Origin of the sequence: Paenibacillus lycopersici (genome assembly GCF_010119935.1) — a bacterium.
GTDB lineage: Bacteria > Bacillota > Bacilli > Paenibacillales > Paenibacillaceae > Paenibacillus_Z > Paenibacillus_Z lycopersici.
In genome coordinates this window covers 1,695,112-1,710,897 of record NZ_CP048209.1, presented here as the reverse complement: position 1 = coordinate 1,710,897, position 15,786 = coordinate 1,695,112, and the positions used below count along the sequence as shown (strand labels likewise).

The following is a 15,786-nucleotide window of genomic DNA, read 5'->3' as shown; positions in this document are numbered from 1 at the left end:
CTATCCAATTCCGATAGAAATTTGAATGTTTTCATAGTTTATTTTATTAATCCCCAACTTGAAAGCGAATACAATCAAGGTGAAATTATTTTATGGCAAGGCCCCCATGTTCCTTTGGGTAAATGCCGGGTATGCGAATCCGGACAATTCACAGAAGAAAGGTGACCAAGAATGAGAAGAAAGACGTTAAGAAAGGTGACCGGCGTGCTCTCGTGTACGGCCCTCCTGCTGTCTTATGGTTATGCGCCGCGAATCGCCAGCGCGGCGACGCCGGAGGTCTACGATACCGTCGTTTCCAGCCTGGACCAACAGACCGTCAAAGGCTGGGGAATCAACGGCGGAGACGACTACTCCTACTGGGGCGGCGCGATCACGTCGCCGGATCACAAGGCGGAATTCAATGCGATATTCGGCGGCGTCAATAACAATGGCGCTATTGATCCGGGCCTGGGCATCACGATCGACCGCGTGCCGATCAACATCATGCTCGGCGACGGGGCCGGCAACTTGAATGAGAAATACATGGAAGAGAAAAGTCAGTTGATACAAGCGCTCGCAGCCAAAAACCTGCCCTATGAAATGTCGGTTTGGAGTCCGCCCGTCGGCATGAAAACACTCCCGATTGCCGGCGATAAAGACGGTAATGGCGGAGTCGTCACGCTCAGGGTGGACAAAGAGGACACCTATGCAAAATATATCGTGAATATGATGAAGTATATTCAAAATAAAGGCTTGCCTCTTCCCCGATTTTTTGCGATTCAGAACGAGCCATGGACGATGGCGGACTATGATGCAGCGTATTATACCCCCCAGCAGTATCAGCGCGTCGTGAAGAAGGTCAGAGCGGCATTGGATGCCACGAAAGGATCCGCTAACGATGTATCGGCCGTTACGCTGGTTGGACCTGAAGACGGCTATTTCTCGTCCACGCAATTCCTTGGCGAAGATTTTTCCGATTTGGCGAAAGATCCCGAGCTCGATCATGCAATCGGCGCTTTCTCCACGCATTCGTACGACTGGGGCGGCACGGATCTCATGTCCTGGGTACGCGCGACGGATAAATACCCGGACAAGGATAAGCTGATGACCGAGTACTGTCCGATCGATCTGGGGAACGGGGAATCGAATAATCCGCTTGAAATGGCCGTTTATACGATGCAGCGGTTCTCCAATGACATGTCCGCCATGAAAGACAATTACTGGATGTTCTGGGACGGGACAGGCGGAGGAACGAATTTCTCCAACGTCAACGCGTTAACGGATTACGGCACCGACGATTCAGGTCTGACTACGGGCACGCCGGGCAAGGATTACGTGCGTAAATCGCCGCTTTATTATATTCTGCAAAAGGTATTCACCAATGTGCCCGTCGGTTCCAAGGTTCGAACGGTGACTACGAACGACCCTGCCCTTACGGTTGCGGAAAGCAGCCAGAAGAACATTGAAAACCAGGTTGCTTTCGTGAACGGGAACAAAACCGTCGTCATCTTAACCAACCCGACAGACAAGGCCAGGCTGACGAACGTAAGCGGTCTGACAGGGACTTCGGCACAAGTGTATCAGTCCGCGAGCGCCGATACGGATAAGCCGATGGAGCTGGCGCAGCAGAAGAATATCGCGAATGGTAAGATCGCTACGGTTTCGCTCCCCGCCTTCAGCGTAACGGTAGTCGTTACCGGCGACGCGGATACGGCGGCTCCCGCGGTAACCTTCGATCAGCCGGGCAGCTCCGATGCAACGGACGCGACATACGCCGTAAGAAACCAGCAGTACAAGCTGTCCGGACATCTTGACGAAGCGGGAACGATCGAACTGAGCGTCAATGATGCTCCTGTTACGGTCAATCAAACTGAAAACCATGGCGAGTACGATTTCTCGGCAATCGTGAACCTTTCGCCCGGCCTGAATGTGATTCGCACGACCGCAACGGATCGATTGAACAATACGGAGACGATTCCAAACGCGCTTACGCTGCGATACGACCCTGACTACATTGGCATCTCATTGGATCAGACGGACGGTTATACCAATCAACCCGACTATACGATTTCAGGGTTTATCAATGCGTCCGATGGCATTGTAACCATCAACGATGAGCCGGTTACCGTTACTCAAGATACGTATGGGTTCCAATCGACGGTTACGCTTCAGGATGGCGCCAACGCCTTTACCGTGAAAGCCGCGGATGCGCAAGGCCATGAGGCAGCGCCGGCCATCCTTCATGAAACGCTGGATCAGGCCGCTCCCGACATCACCGTAACCTCCGCGGCGACTGCTTCAAGATTGGTCTATGTCTTGAAGGGCAGCGTGTCGGAAATAGCCGCCATAACCGTTAACGGTTCATCCGTTTCGGTCAATGAAGACCATACGTTCAGCCAGGTTGTGCCTGTGATCGCGGGACCTAACGCAATCGCGATCACTGCGACGGACAGGGCCGGCAATGTCACGAACACGTCCTTCACGGTGGATTGCACGCCGGCAAAGGACGGCGTTATAGCTTCAGGTCTGGCTGAAGCCCATAAGACTTCCGCCGCGCCTGCCATGGATGGAAAACTGGATGCTGGCGAAGGCTGGGTCATCAACAACCAAGTCGGCAAAATGATCTCCGGCATGTCCGATGACGACGTTACCTTCGGCACGTTATGGGACGACAACAATCTCTATGTGGGCGTCAAAGTGCTGGATGGCAGTCTTCAAAGGAACGCCGCTCATGACGTGTGGCAGGATGACTCGGTAGAAGTTTATGTCGATGGCGGCAATTCGAAAGCGGCTACTTACGATAAAAACGATCATCAGCTTACGTTCGGTTACAGTGATTCGGAATTAGGCGTCGGAGCCGGCATCGCTCAAAAGATCGCGCAGTCCGATATTGACGGCGGGTATGAGATGGAATTTCAAATCCCGTGGTCGTCGATCGGTATTACAAAGCCTGCCGCAGGCACGGCGATCGGCTTCGATATCGGCAACAACGATAACGACAACGGCGGCCCCGGCAGAGACAGCGTTCTGATGTGGAACGGTACGGGGGACAACTATAAGGATGCTTCCAAGTTCGGTACATTGTATCTGAGCAATGGAGCCAAGACTGCAGTAGCGGAAGGCCCGCAAGCTTTTATTACCGTGGATGGAAACCTGAATGAAGCTTCATGGGCACTAACCAACACGGTATCCAACCCTGCAGCAGGCCATTCGGATAATACCGTCGCCTTCGGCGCCTTGAGCGACGATAACAACGTCTATTTGGGAGTCGATGTCAAGGATGCCAACCTTCAAAGCGGCGATGGCGTCGAGCTGTATATCCCCGATGCGGCGGGCGCAATTCACGAAATAGCAGCAGGCTATGACAATCAAACCCTTCTCTCCGGCGGAGATCTAGCGGGCATTCAATACCGCCAGTCGCAAACGGCGGACGGCTATTCCGTCGAACTGGAAATTCCTTGGAGCAGCCTTGCTATGACGCCGACAAGGGATTGGAGCATTCCGCTGGAAATCGTCAATAACGACGACGACGGAGCCGGCAGCGCAGCTCGATTGCGATGGAATGGTACGGGTTCCGCGCTAACCGACGCAACCGCCTTCGGCAACCTGGTGCTTAACGGCATATCGATCAAGGAGCAGACCGATACGCCTGCCGTAGAAGTACCGGCCGACCTCAAGGACTTTACGGACGAAGCCGTCGATCTCACCAAGGTATATGATAAATCATCACATATCGAAACCGTCAATCAAACGTATTTCGAGGGCGATCATGCCGCCAAGTTCATTCAAACAACCGACGGACTCCAAACGCCGACGGAATATGTCACCTATGCGTCGCCTGAAGGCGATATATACGCATTCACTATTAACGTGGGGCTGTTCGGCGATTTCGCGTCCCAATCGAGCTTTCAGGTGCTAGGCTCGGTCGATGGCGTGAACTTCCAGCCGATCGTCTTCATCAGCAGTCCGGATGCCCAAGGCGTGGATGCCCAAGGCCGATCGTTCTGGAGTTCCAATTTGACCCCATTGGTTGAGAATCTGAAGGTAAGGTATTTAAAGATTGTATTCCCTTCTCCGACCACGGTCATCAATGGACAGGAGGGCATCAATCATGACCAAGCGTATATCGGCAGCGTTTCCTTCCAATACGCTCCGAAGCCTGCCAATATCCGTACATTGATTGACAATGGCGACGACTTTACGAAGCTGTACGACTTTACGGGTAAACAAGTCGATGACCATGGAGACTTGGTGCTTGATGCCGACGGTCATCCCGTAGGCGGCATATCGAACACCATTTTCTTCGGCGGTTGGGAAGGCGCGGACGCTACGGATGATGCCGGCAACGTAACGGCTGTTGGCGATCATGACGCCGGACGGTTTAATCCTGCGGCCAATACGACCGACGCTTCGACGTATGTCATTTACAAATCGCCCGATGGAGATATCACCTCTTTCAACATTGCAACCACGATCAATGACTCGGCGGCAGATTCGGGTAAGACGCAGTTTACATTCTACGGATCGACCGATGGTCAAACCTATGTGCCGATTACGGTCATTACGACGAATGTAGCCGACTACAAGAGCAATCATCATGATTACACGAACACTTCCGCAGCGATACCGAGCGGTATTCGGTACCTGAAAATCGTCTACCCGTATCCGGCCCAAAATTGGGGCGTATTCCTGAATCAGGTCGCGTTCGATTATGTCACCGCAGCCGACGGCGGCAGTAACAACAGCGGCGGCGGAACGCCGCCGACGACAGGCAGCTCCTTGCCGTCGAGTGAGGCGTCCACCGGCAGTTCGATCGTAACGGACGCGCCCGCATTGGACAGCAGCACGGGTACGGCATCCGTTCAAATCACTGCGGCTGCCGTGAACGGCGCATTCGAGAAAGCGGCTGCTAATGGGGACGGCATTAAAACGATCGAGGTGCAGCTGCCTAAAGTAGACGGAGCCAAAGCCTACGAGCTGACCATGCCTGCCAGCCTCTTAACCGCAGGAGATGCATCGAAAGCGATTCACATCAAGACCGACCTGGCGACGGTGACGGTTCCGGGGAATATGCTCGCTGCCGAAGAGGCGGGCGGCGCGCAGAACGTCTCCCTGATGATCGCCGCCGGAGACAAGAGTAAGCTTGCCGCGGATATTCAGGCGCAGCTTGGCGACAAACCTGTTATCGAGCTTAGTCTGCTGCTCGATGGCCAACAGACGGCATGGAGGAACGACAGCGCCCCGGTGACGGTCGGCATCCCTTATGCACCAACGGCAGAGGAGTTGAAAGATCCGGAACATATCACGATCTGGTACATCGACAATTCCGGCAAGGCCGTATCCGTCCCAAGCGGCAAATACGACGCTGCGACGGGCATGGTGACTTTCAGCACCACCCACTTCAGTGAATATGCGGTGGTCTTTGTACGCAAGACCTTTGCAGACATCGGCAATTACGGCTGGGCGAAGAAACAGATCGAAGTGCTGGCCTCCAAGGGAGTCATCAACGGCACCTCGGAGCAAAGCTTCTCTCCTGCTGCCGGCATTACGAGGGCGGATTATCTGGTGCTGCTGGTAAGGACGCTGGGATTGTCGGCGGACTTCACGGACAACTTTGCCGACATTCAACCCGAGGATTACTTCTATAAGGAAATCGGTATCGCTAAGAAGCTGGGGATTACGACGGGATCCGGAGATAATAGATTTAATCCCGCGGCTTCGATCACCAGGCAGGATATGATGACGCTGACCGAGAAAGCCTTGAGAAGCCTCGACCGAATCAGCCAACATGGCTCGGCGGCAGACCTGGACGGATTCGCGGACGAATCCCGGATCGCGGCATATGCCGCAGACAGCGTGGCCGCATTGGTGAAGGAAGGCTTGATCGAAGGCGACGGCGATTTCATCCATCCGCTTGCCAGCACGACAAGAGCGGAAGCTGCTGTATTCCTTTACAGGATCTATAACCTCAAGTGACGGCAGTCCACCCCTCTTTAAATCCGATGCTTATATATTCCGAGAGCCCCGTACGCAGTGTACGGGGCTCTTGTATCGCCGTTTTTTTGATGACGTTTTACTTCAGGATCACGACCAACTCGTTCTGCGTATCAAAGAAGACCGAGTCCGTGAAATAGATGGCATCTCCCGATGTCGTATATTCCAGTTTCGTAGCCCCGGCATTCACGCATTCGATCCGCGCAATATGCGCTTCATGCAACTTCAATACGTTTAACTGCATGTCTCCTCCCAGGACTCGAACGATCGCTTGTTTGGCTTGCTCCTCGTACACGCCCCAGCCCCGATCGAGCGACCACAGAACACGGAATACGCCATCTTGCACAGCCACCGGCTTAAACCCGATCATGCCTGCAACCATATCGTATTCGAATCCGCTGTATGCTTGGAGCAAGGAGAAGCTCGCCATAGATCTGGCGTAGTTGCTACCGCATTCGATCTCGTTCCAAGGGTTGCGCTTCTCCCCGTCGTAACGTTCGCGTATCGCTTGAACGACCGCGAGGCCCTCATCAGTAAGCCCTTCTTGGATCATATGAGAAGCCGCTTGGTATTCGAATCCCGTCATCGTTTCGGAGTTATAAGTTAACGGAATCGCAGGCTTGCTCGTCCTTTCCGGCCATGTGCAGATCACGAGCCCGCCTTCGTCGTTCAGCGAGTACAATCTCCACGTATTCGCTTCATTCCGCATGCTGGACTTGAAATTATGGCGGTATAGCGATTGCAGCGCCGAACGGGTTTGCTGCTTATCGAAGATTTCCCCGAGTCCACATAGGTTGGCATGCCACTGGGCAACGACCTGATCGATCGCGCAGCCATCCGCGATCTGATATTTGATCTCGCTTAATTCTTCATTCCAATACGTAGCGACGGTCTTCTCATCGAATTGTTCAAGCAGAACCTTATCGGATAGATCGACTTTCTGAACGTAGTATTCTCCGTTGAACAGATGCTCGTCTACCCAACGCTTGCCGGCTTGGAACAATTCGCTGAACTCCGCCGCCGACTCCTGTTCGCTCAAGGCTTTCGCCATCTCGGCGCCTGCCTTCAGGGCAGCCAGATAGAATCCGCTCAGCCAGGAATTCGGTCCGTACAGCTCCATATCGAGCGTATGATGCTGTCTTCCCGTCAATACGCCCGACTTATCCGGGTCCCACTTATCTTCGTTGCTGCCTATCCATGCATAGGTAATGGATTCCTTAACAGCCGGCCAGATCGAGCGGAGCCAGTCCGTGTCCCCCGATACCTTCCAATCCCGATAAGCCTTGATAACGCCGCCGAATTGACCGTCGGCGCAAGCTCGAAAGTCCGATCTTTCGCGTCCGAGCGGCAGCATAAGCCGAAACGACATTCTGCCGTCTTCGCGCTTGTTGTATTTGAAATCCAGCTCTCTCATGCTCCGCTCCAGGCGAGGGAACAGGAACGGCAGCGCATACGCATAGTTCCATACATGCGTGCAGGAGCCTTCGCAGCAGCCCACGTCTTCGATACAGCCCTCGAAGCCATAGAACGAGCCGTCGGTCAGGCGCAGCGTCGTCGCCGACTTGATGACGGACAGGTTGGCGGATACCGCATCCTTTACGGCGTCAGGCACAGTAGAAGCAAACAAGGAATCCTTGAACGTGAGGGTATCGCGGTATAATCGCTTCCAGTTCGTCATGGCATATTGCGCGCTGGCCTTGGAATCATCGAACCATGTTGCATAGTAATTCTTCCACGAGTTGGCGCCCATCGGAGCCGGGTTCCAATTGTTCTCCACATTCGGAAAGCTCCAGCTTATGACGAACTTGATTCCCTTCTTCTCGCCAGGACGCAAGTCGATATGCGCCGCAAGCGATGCGGTATCCTTCCGATGCGCAGTCGATTCATCCGCTTCATAATGCCTGTTCGCGAAACGGCCCGGCTGCGTGAAGTCATGCCAGAACATCTCGAGATTATCGCACCATCCGCCGCGATACCAATATTCCTGATAACTCACCTCCGCCGTATCTGTTGCGATGGTGATGTCTCCGTAGCTCGCATGCTCTTGGCTGTATTGGTCAGAGGTCAATTGAATCGCATGAATCTTGCGGTCTTCCTGCCCCGTAAACTCAATATAGCGGTTGGCTGCCCTCTCGGTTGACTTGGGATTTCCCGCCGATAGACAGATCGTATACGTAACGGCCGCATCTCCCGTATTCTCTAGCTCCCACTCGAAGAATGCTGCTGGCAGGCTGGAATCATCCTCTTGAAGCGGAATGAAGGGGTTGAATGCCGTTAGCTGCACGTTTCCCGGAAAAGCAGCATCCGCGAACGACATTTCGGCGATTGGAAACTCTCCCTTGAACGCAGTCTCTTGAAAATGCGGCATGCCCGCCATCGTCTGGCTCTCCGGACCGAAGCCATACCCGCTATGCAGAGGGCCCCCGCGAACCGGCTCGCCTGTATAAGGCGATTGCATATCGCCGTTCAGCACCCTCGCATCAAGAAGCTTGCCATCCTGCTCCGCCTTAATGGCAAAGTGGCTAAAACCGTTGAAGCTTCTCTTGTTCGGACGGTTAAAGATTTCCCAATCCACCAATCTCCCATTGCCTGCTAGACCGATGCTTCCGCTCCCGATACCTCCTAGTGGAAAGCTGATTTCCCGTGTATTTGCGCCTTTATATTGTTGATTCATTCTTCGGCTCCTTCATAGGAATAGTAAAATGCACCTTTATCTTGCGGCAGCCTCTTCTTCCAGCGTTTTACCGCCTGCTGCTCTCCACTTTTCTACAAAGGTATCGAAATAATCGATAGGCTGTTTTCCAGTAATGATGTCCACATACGCCTCGGATCTGATTTTGTCAAGCTCTGCTCCATATTTAGGCTGAGATGGGAGAGGTAGAATAACCTCATTCATAATACCATCGCTTTGGAGCGTTCCAAGCGACATGCCCCATGCGTACTCACGGTTGACCTTCGCAATAATGGATGGCATCCAGATCGCATTATTGAACGTTGCGCCTTTTTCTCATTTCCATAATGTTCGAGCCTTCGCGATCACCTGCTGATTGAGCCGGTTTCCAGTAGAGGTATTCCGGGTAGCTGGTTACGCCAAGCGTGCCGTTTACGAAATCAGTTGCGATGGACCAGTCTCCGCCTTTGTTTTCTCCGTTCGCATTTACAAACTCAGGAGTAAGCACGCCGTCTTTATGCCTCGCTAATGATTTCATCGTCGATGTACTTCTGATATTTGGAGAAGCTCACAGGAAACACGTCAGGAACTTCGCCTGCGGCAATCTTAACATCGAATGCAGCCGCATCGCCGGCGTCAACCATCGTCAGATTTACATTGAATTTCTCTTCGATTTCTTTGACAATCTCACCGTTATTATCAACGGGGCCTGTCCAGTGCTCTAATGAAGTACCAAGTACAACGCGCAGGACCGAATTTACGAAACCCGTTTTGATGTAACTGTAGCTTAGTACGCTCTTGAAATTATCGAAGGACAGCTCAGGCGGAAAAAAGTAAATTTACGTAAGCGAGATGTTGCCTGCGCTTAAGGAGAGCGAGAGGAGATACATAAAGGGATAGATGGTCGTAAAACAAAGTAAAATCATAAAAATGACGTTGAATGAATCAAAGGCGTGCTCGCCAACGCTTTTCTTTATCCGGCTAGAACTCTTCATCTCGTTCACTTCCATTACCGGATTCCATTATCGCTGTATCTTTTTGCGAAGAAGTTAGCCGCCAACACCAATATCAGCGAAACGATGTTCATAAAGAGGCCAACCGCCGTTGCAAAGCTGTAATCCATGCTTTCGATCCCGTTCCGGTACGCATAGGTCCCCAGGACGTCGCCTACTTTATAAACAGCCGGAGAATAGAGATTGAATATTTGGTCGAAGTCGTCAGCGACTATACCTCCCACGGCAAATATGAACATGATCGTCACTATGGGCATGATCGCCGGAAAAGTGATGTACCTCGCGAGCTGAAAACGATTACAACCATCGAGATTCCCCGCCTCGTACAGCTCGGAGTTAACGCCTGCAATCGCAGCGAGATAGATGATGGAGCTCCAGCCAACGCTCCTACTCGGAGCTCATTCAGAAGCAAGGCGAAAATAATGGGAACGGGGAAGCCGAAGATCAGCTTATAGGTACTGATTTGGATCGTATTCGTAAACACCTCAAGGAAGCTCGGTCGACTAAACAGATCGTGGAAGTGTTCTAGGCCAACCCATTCGCTTCCAGTGATCCCTTTGTTGAATTTAAATCCCGGAACGCAATCTGAATCCCATACATTGGCGCATATCTGAATATGAGAAAGAAAATAATGCCTGGCAAAACCATCAACAATAGATTTCTGTGTTTGATGCATTCTGCAAGCACTCCTCTTTTATTGCGAGGCGCTTCTCTAGTTACAGCATTCAATCTGATCATCCATCCTTTCGAATTACTTAAACGTTTCGGAAAAAAACCATCATCAAATAACGCATTTGCAAGAAGTGCAAAATACATCTGTTTACTTGTTTCTTTTATTTTGGCGACTCTATATTTTTCGATCTACCAGCCGCCCGTCAACCGTTAACCCGGCGCTTCCAATTCCTCTGCTGCCCCCCAAATAGAATGCTGATCCCCCTTGTATTTACGCCTTCTATCGATGTTTTATCGTTCGGCTCCTTCATAAGATGATATAATGCAGATACGATTAGTATAGAATGTTAGCGCTTTAAAAACTGTATATAAAAGCACTGGATTTTATGTAAAAAACGATTATCTATAAGGATGGTTGAGATGAAGTTAGAGGATCACGCGATTGCGCCTTATATTCGGAACTCGGACTATGCGATTCGCCGTCCTTTTTTTCTGGGCGAACGAAGCTTGTTGGATTACATCATTTTTTACGCCCAGGAAGGTCAATTCGAAATTCAAATCGATGGCGTGCTTCATGTCGTGAAAGAAGGCGATCTCTGTCTGCTTCAGCCTGGGGACATCCATACGATTAAAGGAATCGGCAATACCATTAATCCTTACGTTCACCTTGATTTCTTCTACAATCCACATAGAGAGCGCAGCTTCGTCACCAGACCGGGACAACTGGACATGTCGCCATTCGTGGATTTCATGCAGCCGCGGCTTCATGATTGCGAGACGATAAACATTCCCTTCAAGCTCAATACCGCCAATCCGAGCAAGCTAAGAGATCTCACGTTTAAAATCATCGAGAACTGGCAATTACAAACCTACATCGGAATGATGGAAGCGAATCAGCTTGCCCATGAATGGTTAACGCTCGTGTTCAAGACGTATATGACGCCTGGTCCGCGAACGCTCACCAACCAGCCCTTCTTGAATTGGATTACGTCCTACTTCGCCTTCCACATATCGGAGCCCATCCATATCGAGGACATGGCGAAGAGAGCCGGACTCTCTCCATCCCGCTTCACCGTGCTCTTCAAGCAGCATTTTCACATGACTCCGTATCAGTACCTACTGAAGCTGAGAGTGGAGTATGCACAAGAGCTGTTAAGAGATGGTCTTTCCCTGCAAACGGCAAGCGAATACTGCGGATTCACGGATGTCCACCACTTCTCCAAAACCTTCAAATCTGCAACAGGCGTGAATCCGGGCTACTATCGAAGAAATCGCGATAAAGACCATTCGATTCATAACCGGTCAGCGCCACCTGCGCCGCAATCAAGCCGTCTTCGCCGGTAATCGGTAACGGCTTCTATTGCTGCAATGCGTTCACGAAATCTTGAATCATATAGAAGTCCATGTCGTCGCCCTATCAAGCTCCATGAAGCCGATTGCGAATCTGTAATGTAATTGTAATATTCCCTTCATGTTCCTTTCATAAAAGTATTCTATAATAGACACATGACCCCCCTTTATTATATATTTTCTCTCTTGCGCCTGCGGATATGCCGCAGGCCTCTTTGTTTTATAAGGCTTAGGGACGTCAAACTCCCTTGCTGCAACACAAAAAGCGCGGCCGGGGCCGCGCTTTCACGTTTCATGGCTATGAAACTAGCAAAATAATATCTTACGAACTCATTACAGACCCTTTACCGCTTCCGCGAACTTCCTTGCCCGATCTTCCAGCAGGTCGAAGCGTCCGCTGCGCACCCAGTCGAGGTTGACGAGCTTGCTGCCCATGCCGACGCTGCAAGCGCCGGCTTTGAAGTAGTCGGCGATGTTGTCGAGATCGACGCCGCCCGATGCCAGCATCGGAATCTTGTCCAGCGGCGCGCGAATTTCGGTCAAGTACTTCAAACCGAGCGTGCCCATCGGGAAGATCTTCACCAGCTCCGCGCCGGCTTTCCATGCGCGGACGATTTCCGTCGGCGTCATGACGCCCGGCCAGACCGGGACGCCGGTCTTCAAGCCGTAATCGACGACGGATTCGTCGAGATTCGGGGAGATCATGAACTGCGAACCGGCCGCGACCGCTTCCTTGGCCGTGTCCAGATCAAGCACCGTGCCGGCGCCGATGCCCGCACGGTCGCCGAACTTCTCGCGCCAGCGGCTGATCATGCTCGCCGCGCCTTCCGTGTTCATCGTGATCTCCATCATCGAGATCCCGCCGTTCAGCATCGCCTCTGCCGCTTGGTCCGCATATTGGTCCTCGATAAAACGGAAAATCGCGACAATCTTCTCCTGCAGCAATCGTTCAAGCATTACACTCACGATATAGCCTCCATTCGATTATGACTCCATGAACATCAGGTATAGACCATGTTCCGCGCTTCCGCATGCGCAGCCTCGTTACCATTGTAGAACGAGCCTGCGGGTAAATCAATCCAGATCGCTCCAATAATCATGCAATATTCGGACAAACACGTTCGGAAAAGCAAGCGTGCCCATCTCCTCGGGCCCGATCCACCGGTAATGGGACGGCGCGGCGCCTTCTCCGTAACCGGCGCCGGATTCGGCCGCGTCCGGCGAGCCCGCCGCATCGGCAGCCTTCGCCTGCCAGAAACCGAACTCCGCCCGGTACACCTGCATGTCCCATACGATATGGCTGAACACATGATCCGTCTCGCCCCACCAGGCGTCCGGGCGAACGAGCAGTCCGTCCTCCGCCGACAGCGCGCGGCTGAGATAATCCGCCATTGCCGCGCGGCGATCCGTCGCCGTCCCGGCTTCCCGTTCGTCCGGGAAGCCGCCTCCGGCGTCCGCGGCAGTCCCGACATCCGTGACGCCCGCAGCGGGCACGGCCAGCGCCGCCGGTTCATGCGGGAAGGCCGCCGCCGATCCGGCGGCCGTCTCCGCTGCGCCGGCATCGGCGGCGAACGCGGCGGCCGCGGCCGCGGCAATGACATCCGCCGCAGCCATCTGCACCGCAGCCTCGGCGGCCGAGGCCTTGCCGCGGCCGCGGCGCTTGGCCGGCGCGCTCGCGCCCAGCGCACCTTGCGCCAGCACATGCGGCAGCTCCCACATCTGCGCGAGCAGGCCGCTCTCCGGCCGCTGCCGCACGAGCAGCTTGCCGGCATGCTCGCCGCTGCCGGTAACGAGCGCGGCGATCCGCGTCTCCCGCCGCGGCGGCTTCGCCTTCGTCTTGATCGGCAGGATGTGCTCCTTGCCCGCCATGCGTCCTTCGCAGTGCATCATGACCGGACAGGTCAGGCAGCCCGGCGACTTCGGCGTGCAGACGAGGGCGCCCAATTCCATCAGCGCTTGGTTGAAGTCGCCCGCCGAGCCGTCCGGGATGAGCGATGCCGCGAGTTTCTCGATGTTCACCCGCGTCGCCGGCTTCGCGATGTCCTCCTCGAGGCAGAAATACCGCGACAGCACGCGCATGACATTGCCGTCCACCGCCGGTTCCGGCCGGTTGAACGCGATGCTCATGATCGCGCCGGCCGTATACGGCCCCACGCCCCGCAGCGCGGAGACGGCCTCCTTGTCGTCCGGCACGACGCCTCCGTGGCGGGCGAGCACTTCGCGCGCGCCGGCCTGCAAATTGCGGGCGCGCGAATAATAGCCGAGTCCTTCCCAGCATTTCAGCACTTCCGCTTCCGGCGCCATCGCAAGCGCGGCAGCCGTCGGAAACTTCGCCATGAAACGCTCATAGTAAGGAATCACGGTATCCACGCGCGTCTGCTGCAGCATGATCTCCGACACCCATACGCGGTACGGGTCGCGGTTCAGGCGCCAGGGCAGGTCCCTTTTATGGCCCAGATACCACGTCAGAAGCTCCCTGCTGAAGTAGCTTGCCGCTTCCGTAGTCATTCCGTTCCCTCCGTCCCTTCCTCGCGCTTCGGCGCTTCATTGTAAATTTGTCTGTAGCGGCTCGGCGTAATGCCGATATATTGCTTGAAGATGCGCGAGAAGTAATGGTTCTGCATCCCGACACGCTGCGCGATATCGGTGATGCTGAGCTCGTTGTTCTCCAGCAGCGATCGCGCGAGCTCCAGCCTGCGGCGATTGACGTATTGCGCGGGCGCATAGCCGACAATGCTTTTGAAATAGCCGATAAAATAGTTCGGATGCAAATACGCAAGCCGCGCCAGGTCATCGATCGACATCGTCTCGGCCAGATGCGCTTCGATGTAGGCCAGCACGCGTTCCATTTTCTCCAGCGGTTCGATCGCGCGCAGCGTCGATTCTTGAATGCCGCCGCATTCCAGGAAGCAGGCGAGCAGCTCGAACATCGCCGCGCGGATCCTCAGTTCCCGCGTCAATAACGGAGAACGGCATGCCGCGATCAGCTTCTCGAACAGCTGCACGATATGCTCCCGGTCGTCCGGATAAACGCTTATCGGCAGCTGAAGCAGATCGAACATGTCCATGTCCCCGATGGATGCCTGAAAATGGCACCAGTACAAGCCGATCCGCGTGTCCGCCTTCGCCTCGAACGCCTGGAACGCGCCCGGCGGAAGAAGCATCAGCTGACCGGGCTTGATCTCCACCGACCGGCCGCCTACCTGCAAGGTGCCCGCTCCTTCATGAAAGAGCCAGATGCGGTAGAACTCAGGCGGCAGATGATGCTGGCGTCCCGGATAGGAGACGGAGTAAGCGGCCATCGATACTTCCGCTTGAAAACGGTGAAAATAATTTTGAATGATGGTTTGGTAGGTAAGTTTCATTGCAGCTCCAAATGCAGACAACATGCATGTTTCTGTAATCTAGTAAACAGTAGTAAACATTACGCTCTATTATAGCGCAACCGTTTGAAAAGAAACACCTTGAATCCGCATGCCAGATCATCCTTATCCATACATAAATAGGTTATTTATCCACATGCAAAGATTCTCCCGGCCAATGAGACGACCCGCTGTACCCCCGTTTCTCCCACCGGGTTCAGGCATGTTTCCGCTCTTGGCTCCTGTCCGCTGCCGCCAGGATGCGGCATGCCCGCCGTCTCCGGCTGGCTGACGGATGCCATAATCGCGGAAGCTCGCTTCCTGCTGCGTGCCAAGCACTGACACTAGCCGGCATTCCCGTGAATCGCACGCGAAAAGACCCTGACGCTGCCGCTTGACGAAGCGGCCGCTATCAGGGCCTTGCTGCATTGCTGCCTACCGATCCGACGCCCACCGCTTGCCGTCCGCCCGTTTCCATTGCGGCAGGCCTGCGGTAAGCGTTCCTTGGTACGTCCACTTCGTGTCGTCCATCCCGGGATGCTGCGGAAACCGATCGCCCTGCAGCAGAGGCAGCCAGCCGCCCCATAGATTGCCGTACACCCCGTCTTGCGGAACCGTCTGCCCGCTCATGAATATCCGCTGTGCCAGAAGCTCCCGTCTCCGTGCCATCCCGGTCTCCCCCTCTTGCCCCGTTGTTCTACGTTGTATTCCAATTATGGGCAAAGGGTGCAGCGCTTATGCAACC

General features: G+C 54.0%; 10 protein-coding genes. 2 read left to right on the top strand and 8 right to left on the bottom strand.

The window, feature by feature from the left end; genetic code table 11:
- Positions 1-171: 171 nt before the first annotated feature.
- Positions 172-5,955, top strand: a complete 5,784-nt coding sequence (locus GXP70_RS07315; protein WP_162355845.1) for a sugar-binding protein — start codon at positions 172-174, stop codon at positions 5,953-5,955.
- A gap of 97 nt (positions 5,956-6,052) precedes the next feature.
- Here GXP70_RS07315 and GXP70_RS07310 read toward each other — a convergent pair whose 3' ends face one another.
- The 4 genes from GXP70_RS07310 to GXP70_RS30255 form a co-directional block, all read right to left on the bottom strand.
- Positions 6,053-8,548, bottom strand: coding sequence for a non-lysosomal glucosylceramidase (locus tag GXP70_RS07310; RefSeq protein WP_263864124.1), 2,496 nt, complete (start codon positions 8,546-8,548; stop codon positions 6,053-6,055).
- A gap of 135 nt (positions 8,549-8,683) precedes the next feature.
- Positions 8,684-8,902, bottom strand: a complete 219-nt coding sequence (locus GXP70_RS07305; RefSeq protein ID WP_225442703.1) for a hypothetical protein — start codon at positions 8,900-8,902, stop codon at positions 8,684-8,686.
- Positions 8,903-8,957: 55 nt separating this feature from the next.
- Positions 8,958-9,182, bottom strand: a complete 225-nt coding sequence (locus tag GXP70_RS07300; protein ID WP_162355842.1) for a hypothetical protein — start codon at positions 9,180-9,182, stop codon at positions 8,958-8,960.
- Positions 9,183-9,653: 471 nt separating this feature from the next.
- Positions 9,654-9,986: an ABC transporter permease subunit gene (locus GXP70_RS30255; protein WP_404822351.1), complete on the bottom strand. Its 333-nt coding sequence runs from the start codon at positions 9,984-9,986 to the stop codon at positions 9,654-9,656.
- 763 nt (positions 9,987-10,749) lie between these two features.
- On the opposite strand from GXP70_RS30255, the gene GXP70_RS07290 reads away from it, so the two are divergent.
- A complete protein-coding gene (locus tag GXP70_RS07290; protein WP_162355841.1) occupies positions 10,750-11,673 on the top strand; it encodes an AraC family transcriptional regulator in 924 nt (307 codons plus the stop codon).
- Between the two features lie 339 nt (positions 11,674-12,012).
- Here the strand turns inward: GXP70_RS07290 and GXP70_RS07285 are convergent, their stop codons facing one another.
- From GXP70_RS07285 to GXP70_RS07270, 4 genes are all read right to left on the bottom strand, one after another.
- Positions 12,013-12,636 (bottom strand): bifunctional 4-hydroxy-2-oxoglutarate aldolase/2-dehydro-3-deoxy-phosphogluconate aldolase, encoded by a 624-nt coding sequence (locus GXP70_RS07285; RefSeq protein ID WP_404822350.1) that lies wholly within the window; start codon positions 12,634-12,636, stop codon positions 12,013-12,015.
- Positions 12,637-12,753: 117 nt separating this feature from the next.
- Positions 12,754-14,187 (bottom strand): A/G-specific adenine glycosylase, encoded by a 1,434-nt coding sequence (mutY, locus tag GXP70_RS07280; RefSeq protein WP_162355839.1) that lies wholly within the window; start codon positions 14,185-14,187, stop codon positions 12,754-12,756.
- Positions 14,184-15,044 carry a helix-turn-helix transcriptional regulator gene (locus tag GXP70_RS07275; RefSeq protein ID WP_162355838.1) on the bottom strand — a complete coding sequence of 287 codons (861 nt, stop codon included), beginning with the start codon at positions 15,042-15,044 and terminating at the stop codon, positions 14,184-14,186. Before GXP70_RS07275 ends, mutY begins: the two co-directional genes overlap by 4 nt.
- A 432-nt stretch (positions 15,045-15,476) precedes the next feature.
- The gene (locus GXP70_RS07270) at positions 15,477-15,710 is read right to left on the bottom strand and encodes a hypothetical protein (protein WP_162355837.1); all 234 of its coding nucleotides are present in this window, start codon (positions 15,708-15,710) and stop codon (positions 15,477-15,479) included.
- Positions 15,711-15,786 lie beyond the last annotated feature (76 nt).

Bases quoted from the DNA above. Each gene is read 5' to 3' on its own strand.
- GXP70_RS07315 (WP_162355845.1), top strand. From the start codon at position 172: ATGAGAAGAAAGACGTTAAGAAAGGTGACCGGCGTGCTCTCGTGTACG.
- GXP70_RS07305 (WP_225442703.1), bottom strand. From the start codon at position 8,902: ATGTCGCTTGGAACGCTCCAAAGCGATGGTATTATGAATGAGGTTATT.
- GXP70_RS07300 (WP_162355842.1), bottom strand. From the start codon at position 9,182: ATGAAATCATTAGCGAGGCATAAAGACGGCGTGCTTACTCCTGAGTTT.
- GXP70_RS07290 (WP_162355841.1), top strand. From the start codon at position 10,750: ATGAAGTTAGAGGATCACGCGATTGCGCCTTATATTCGGAACTCGGAC.
- GXP70_RS07285 (WP_404822350.1), bottom strand. From the start codon at position 12,636: ATGCTTGAACGATTGCTGCAGGAGAAGATTGTCGCGATTTTCCGTTTT.
- mutY (WP_162355839.1), bottom strand. From the start codon at position 14,187: ATGACTACGGAAGCGGCAAGCTACTTCAGCAGGGAGCTTCTGACGTGG.
- GXP70_RS07275 (WP_162355838.1), bottom strand. From the start codon at position 15,044: ATGAAACTTACCTACCAAACCATCATTCAAAATTATTTTCACCGTTTT.
- GXP70_RS07270 (WP_162355837.1), bottom strand. From the start codon at position 15,710: ATGGCACGGAGACGGGAGCTTCTGGCACAGCGGATATTCATGAGCGGG.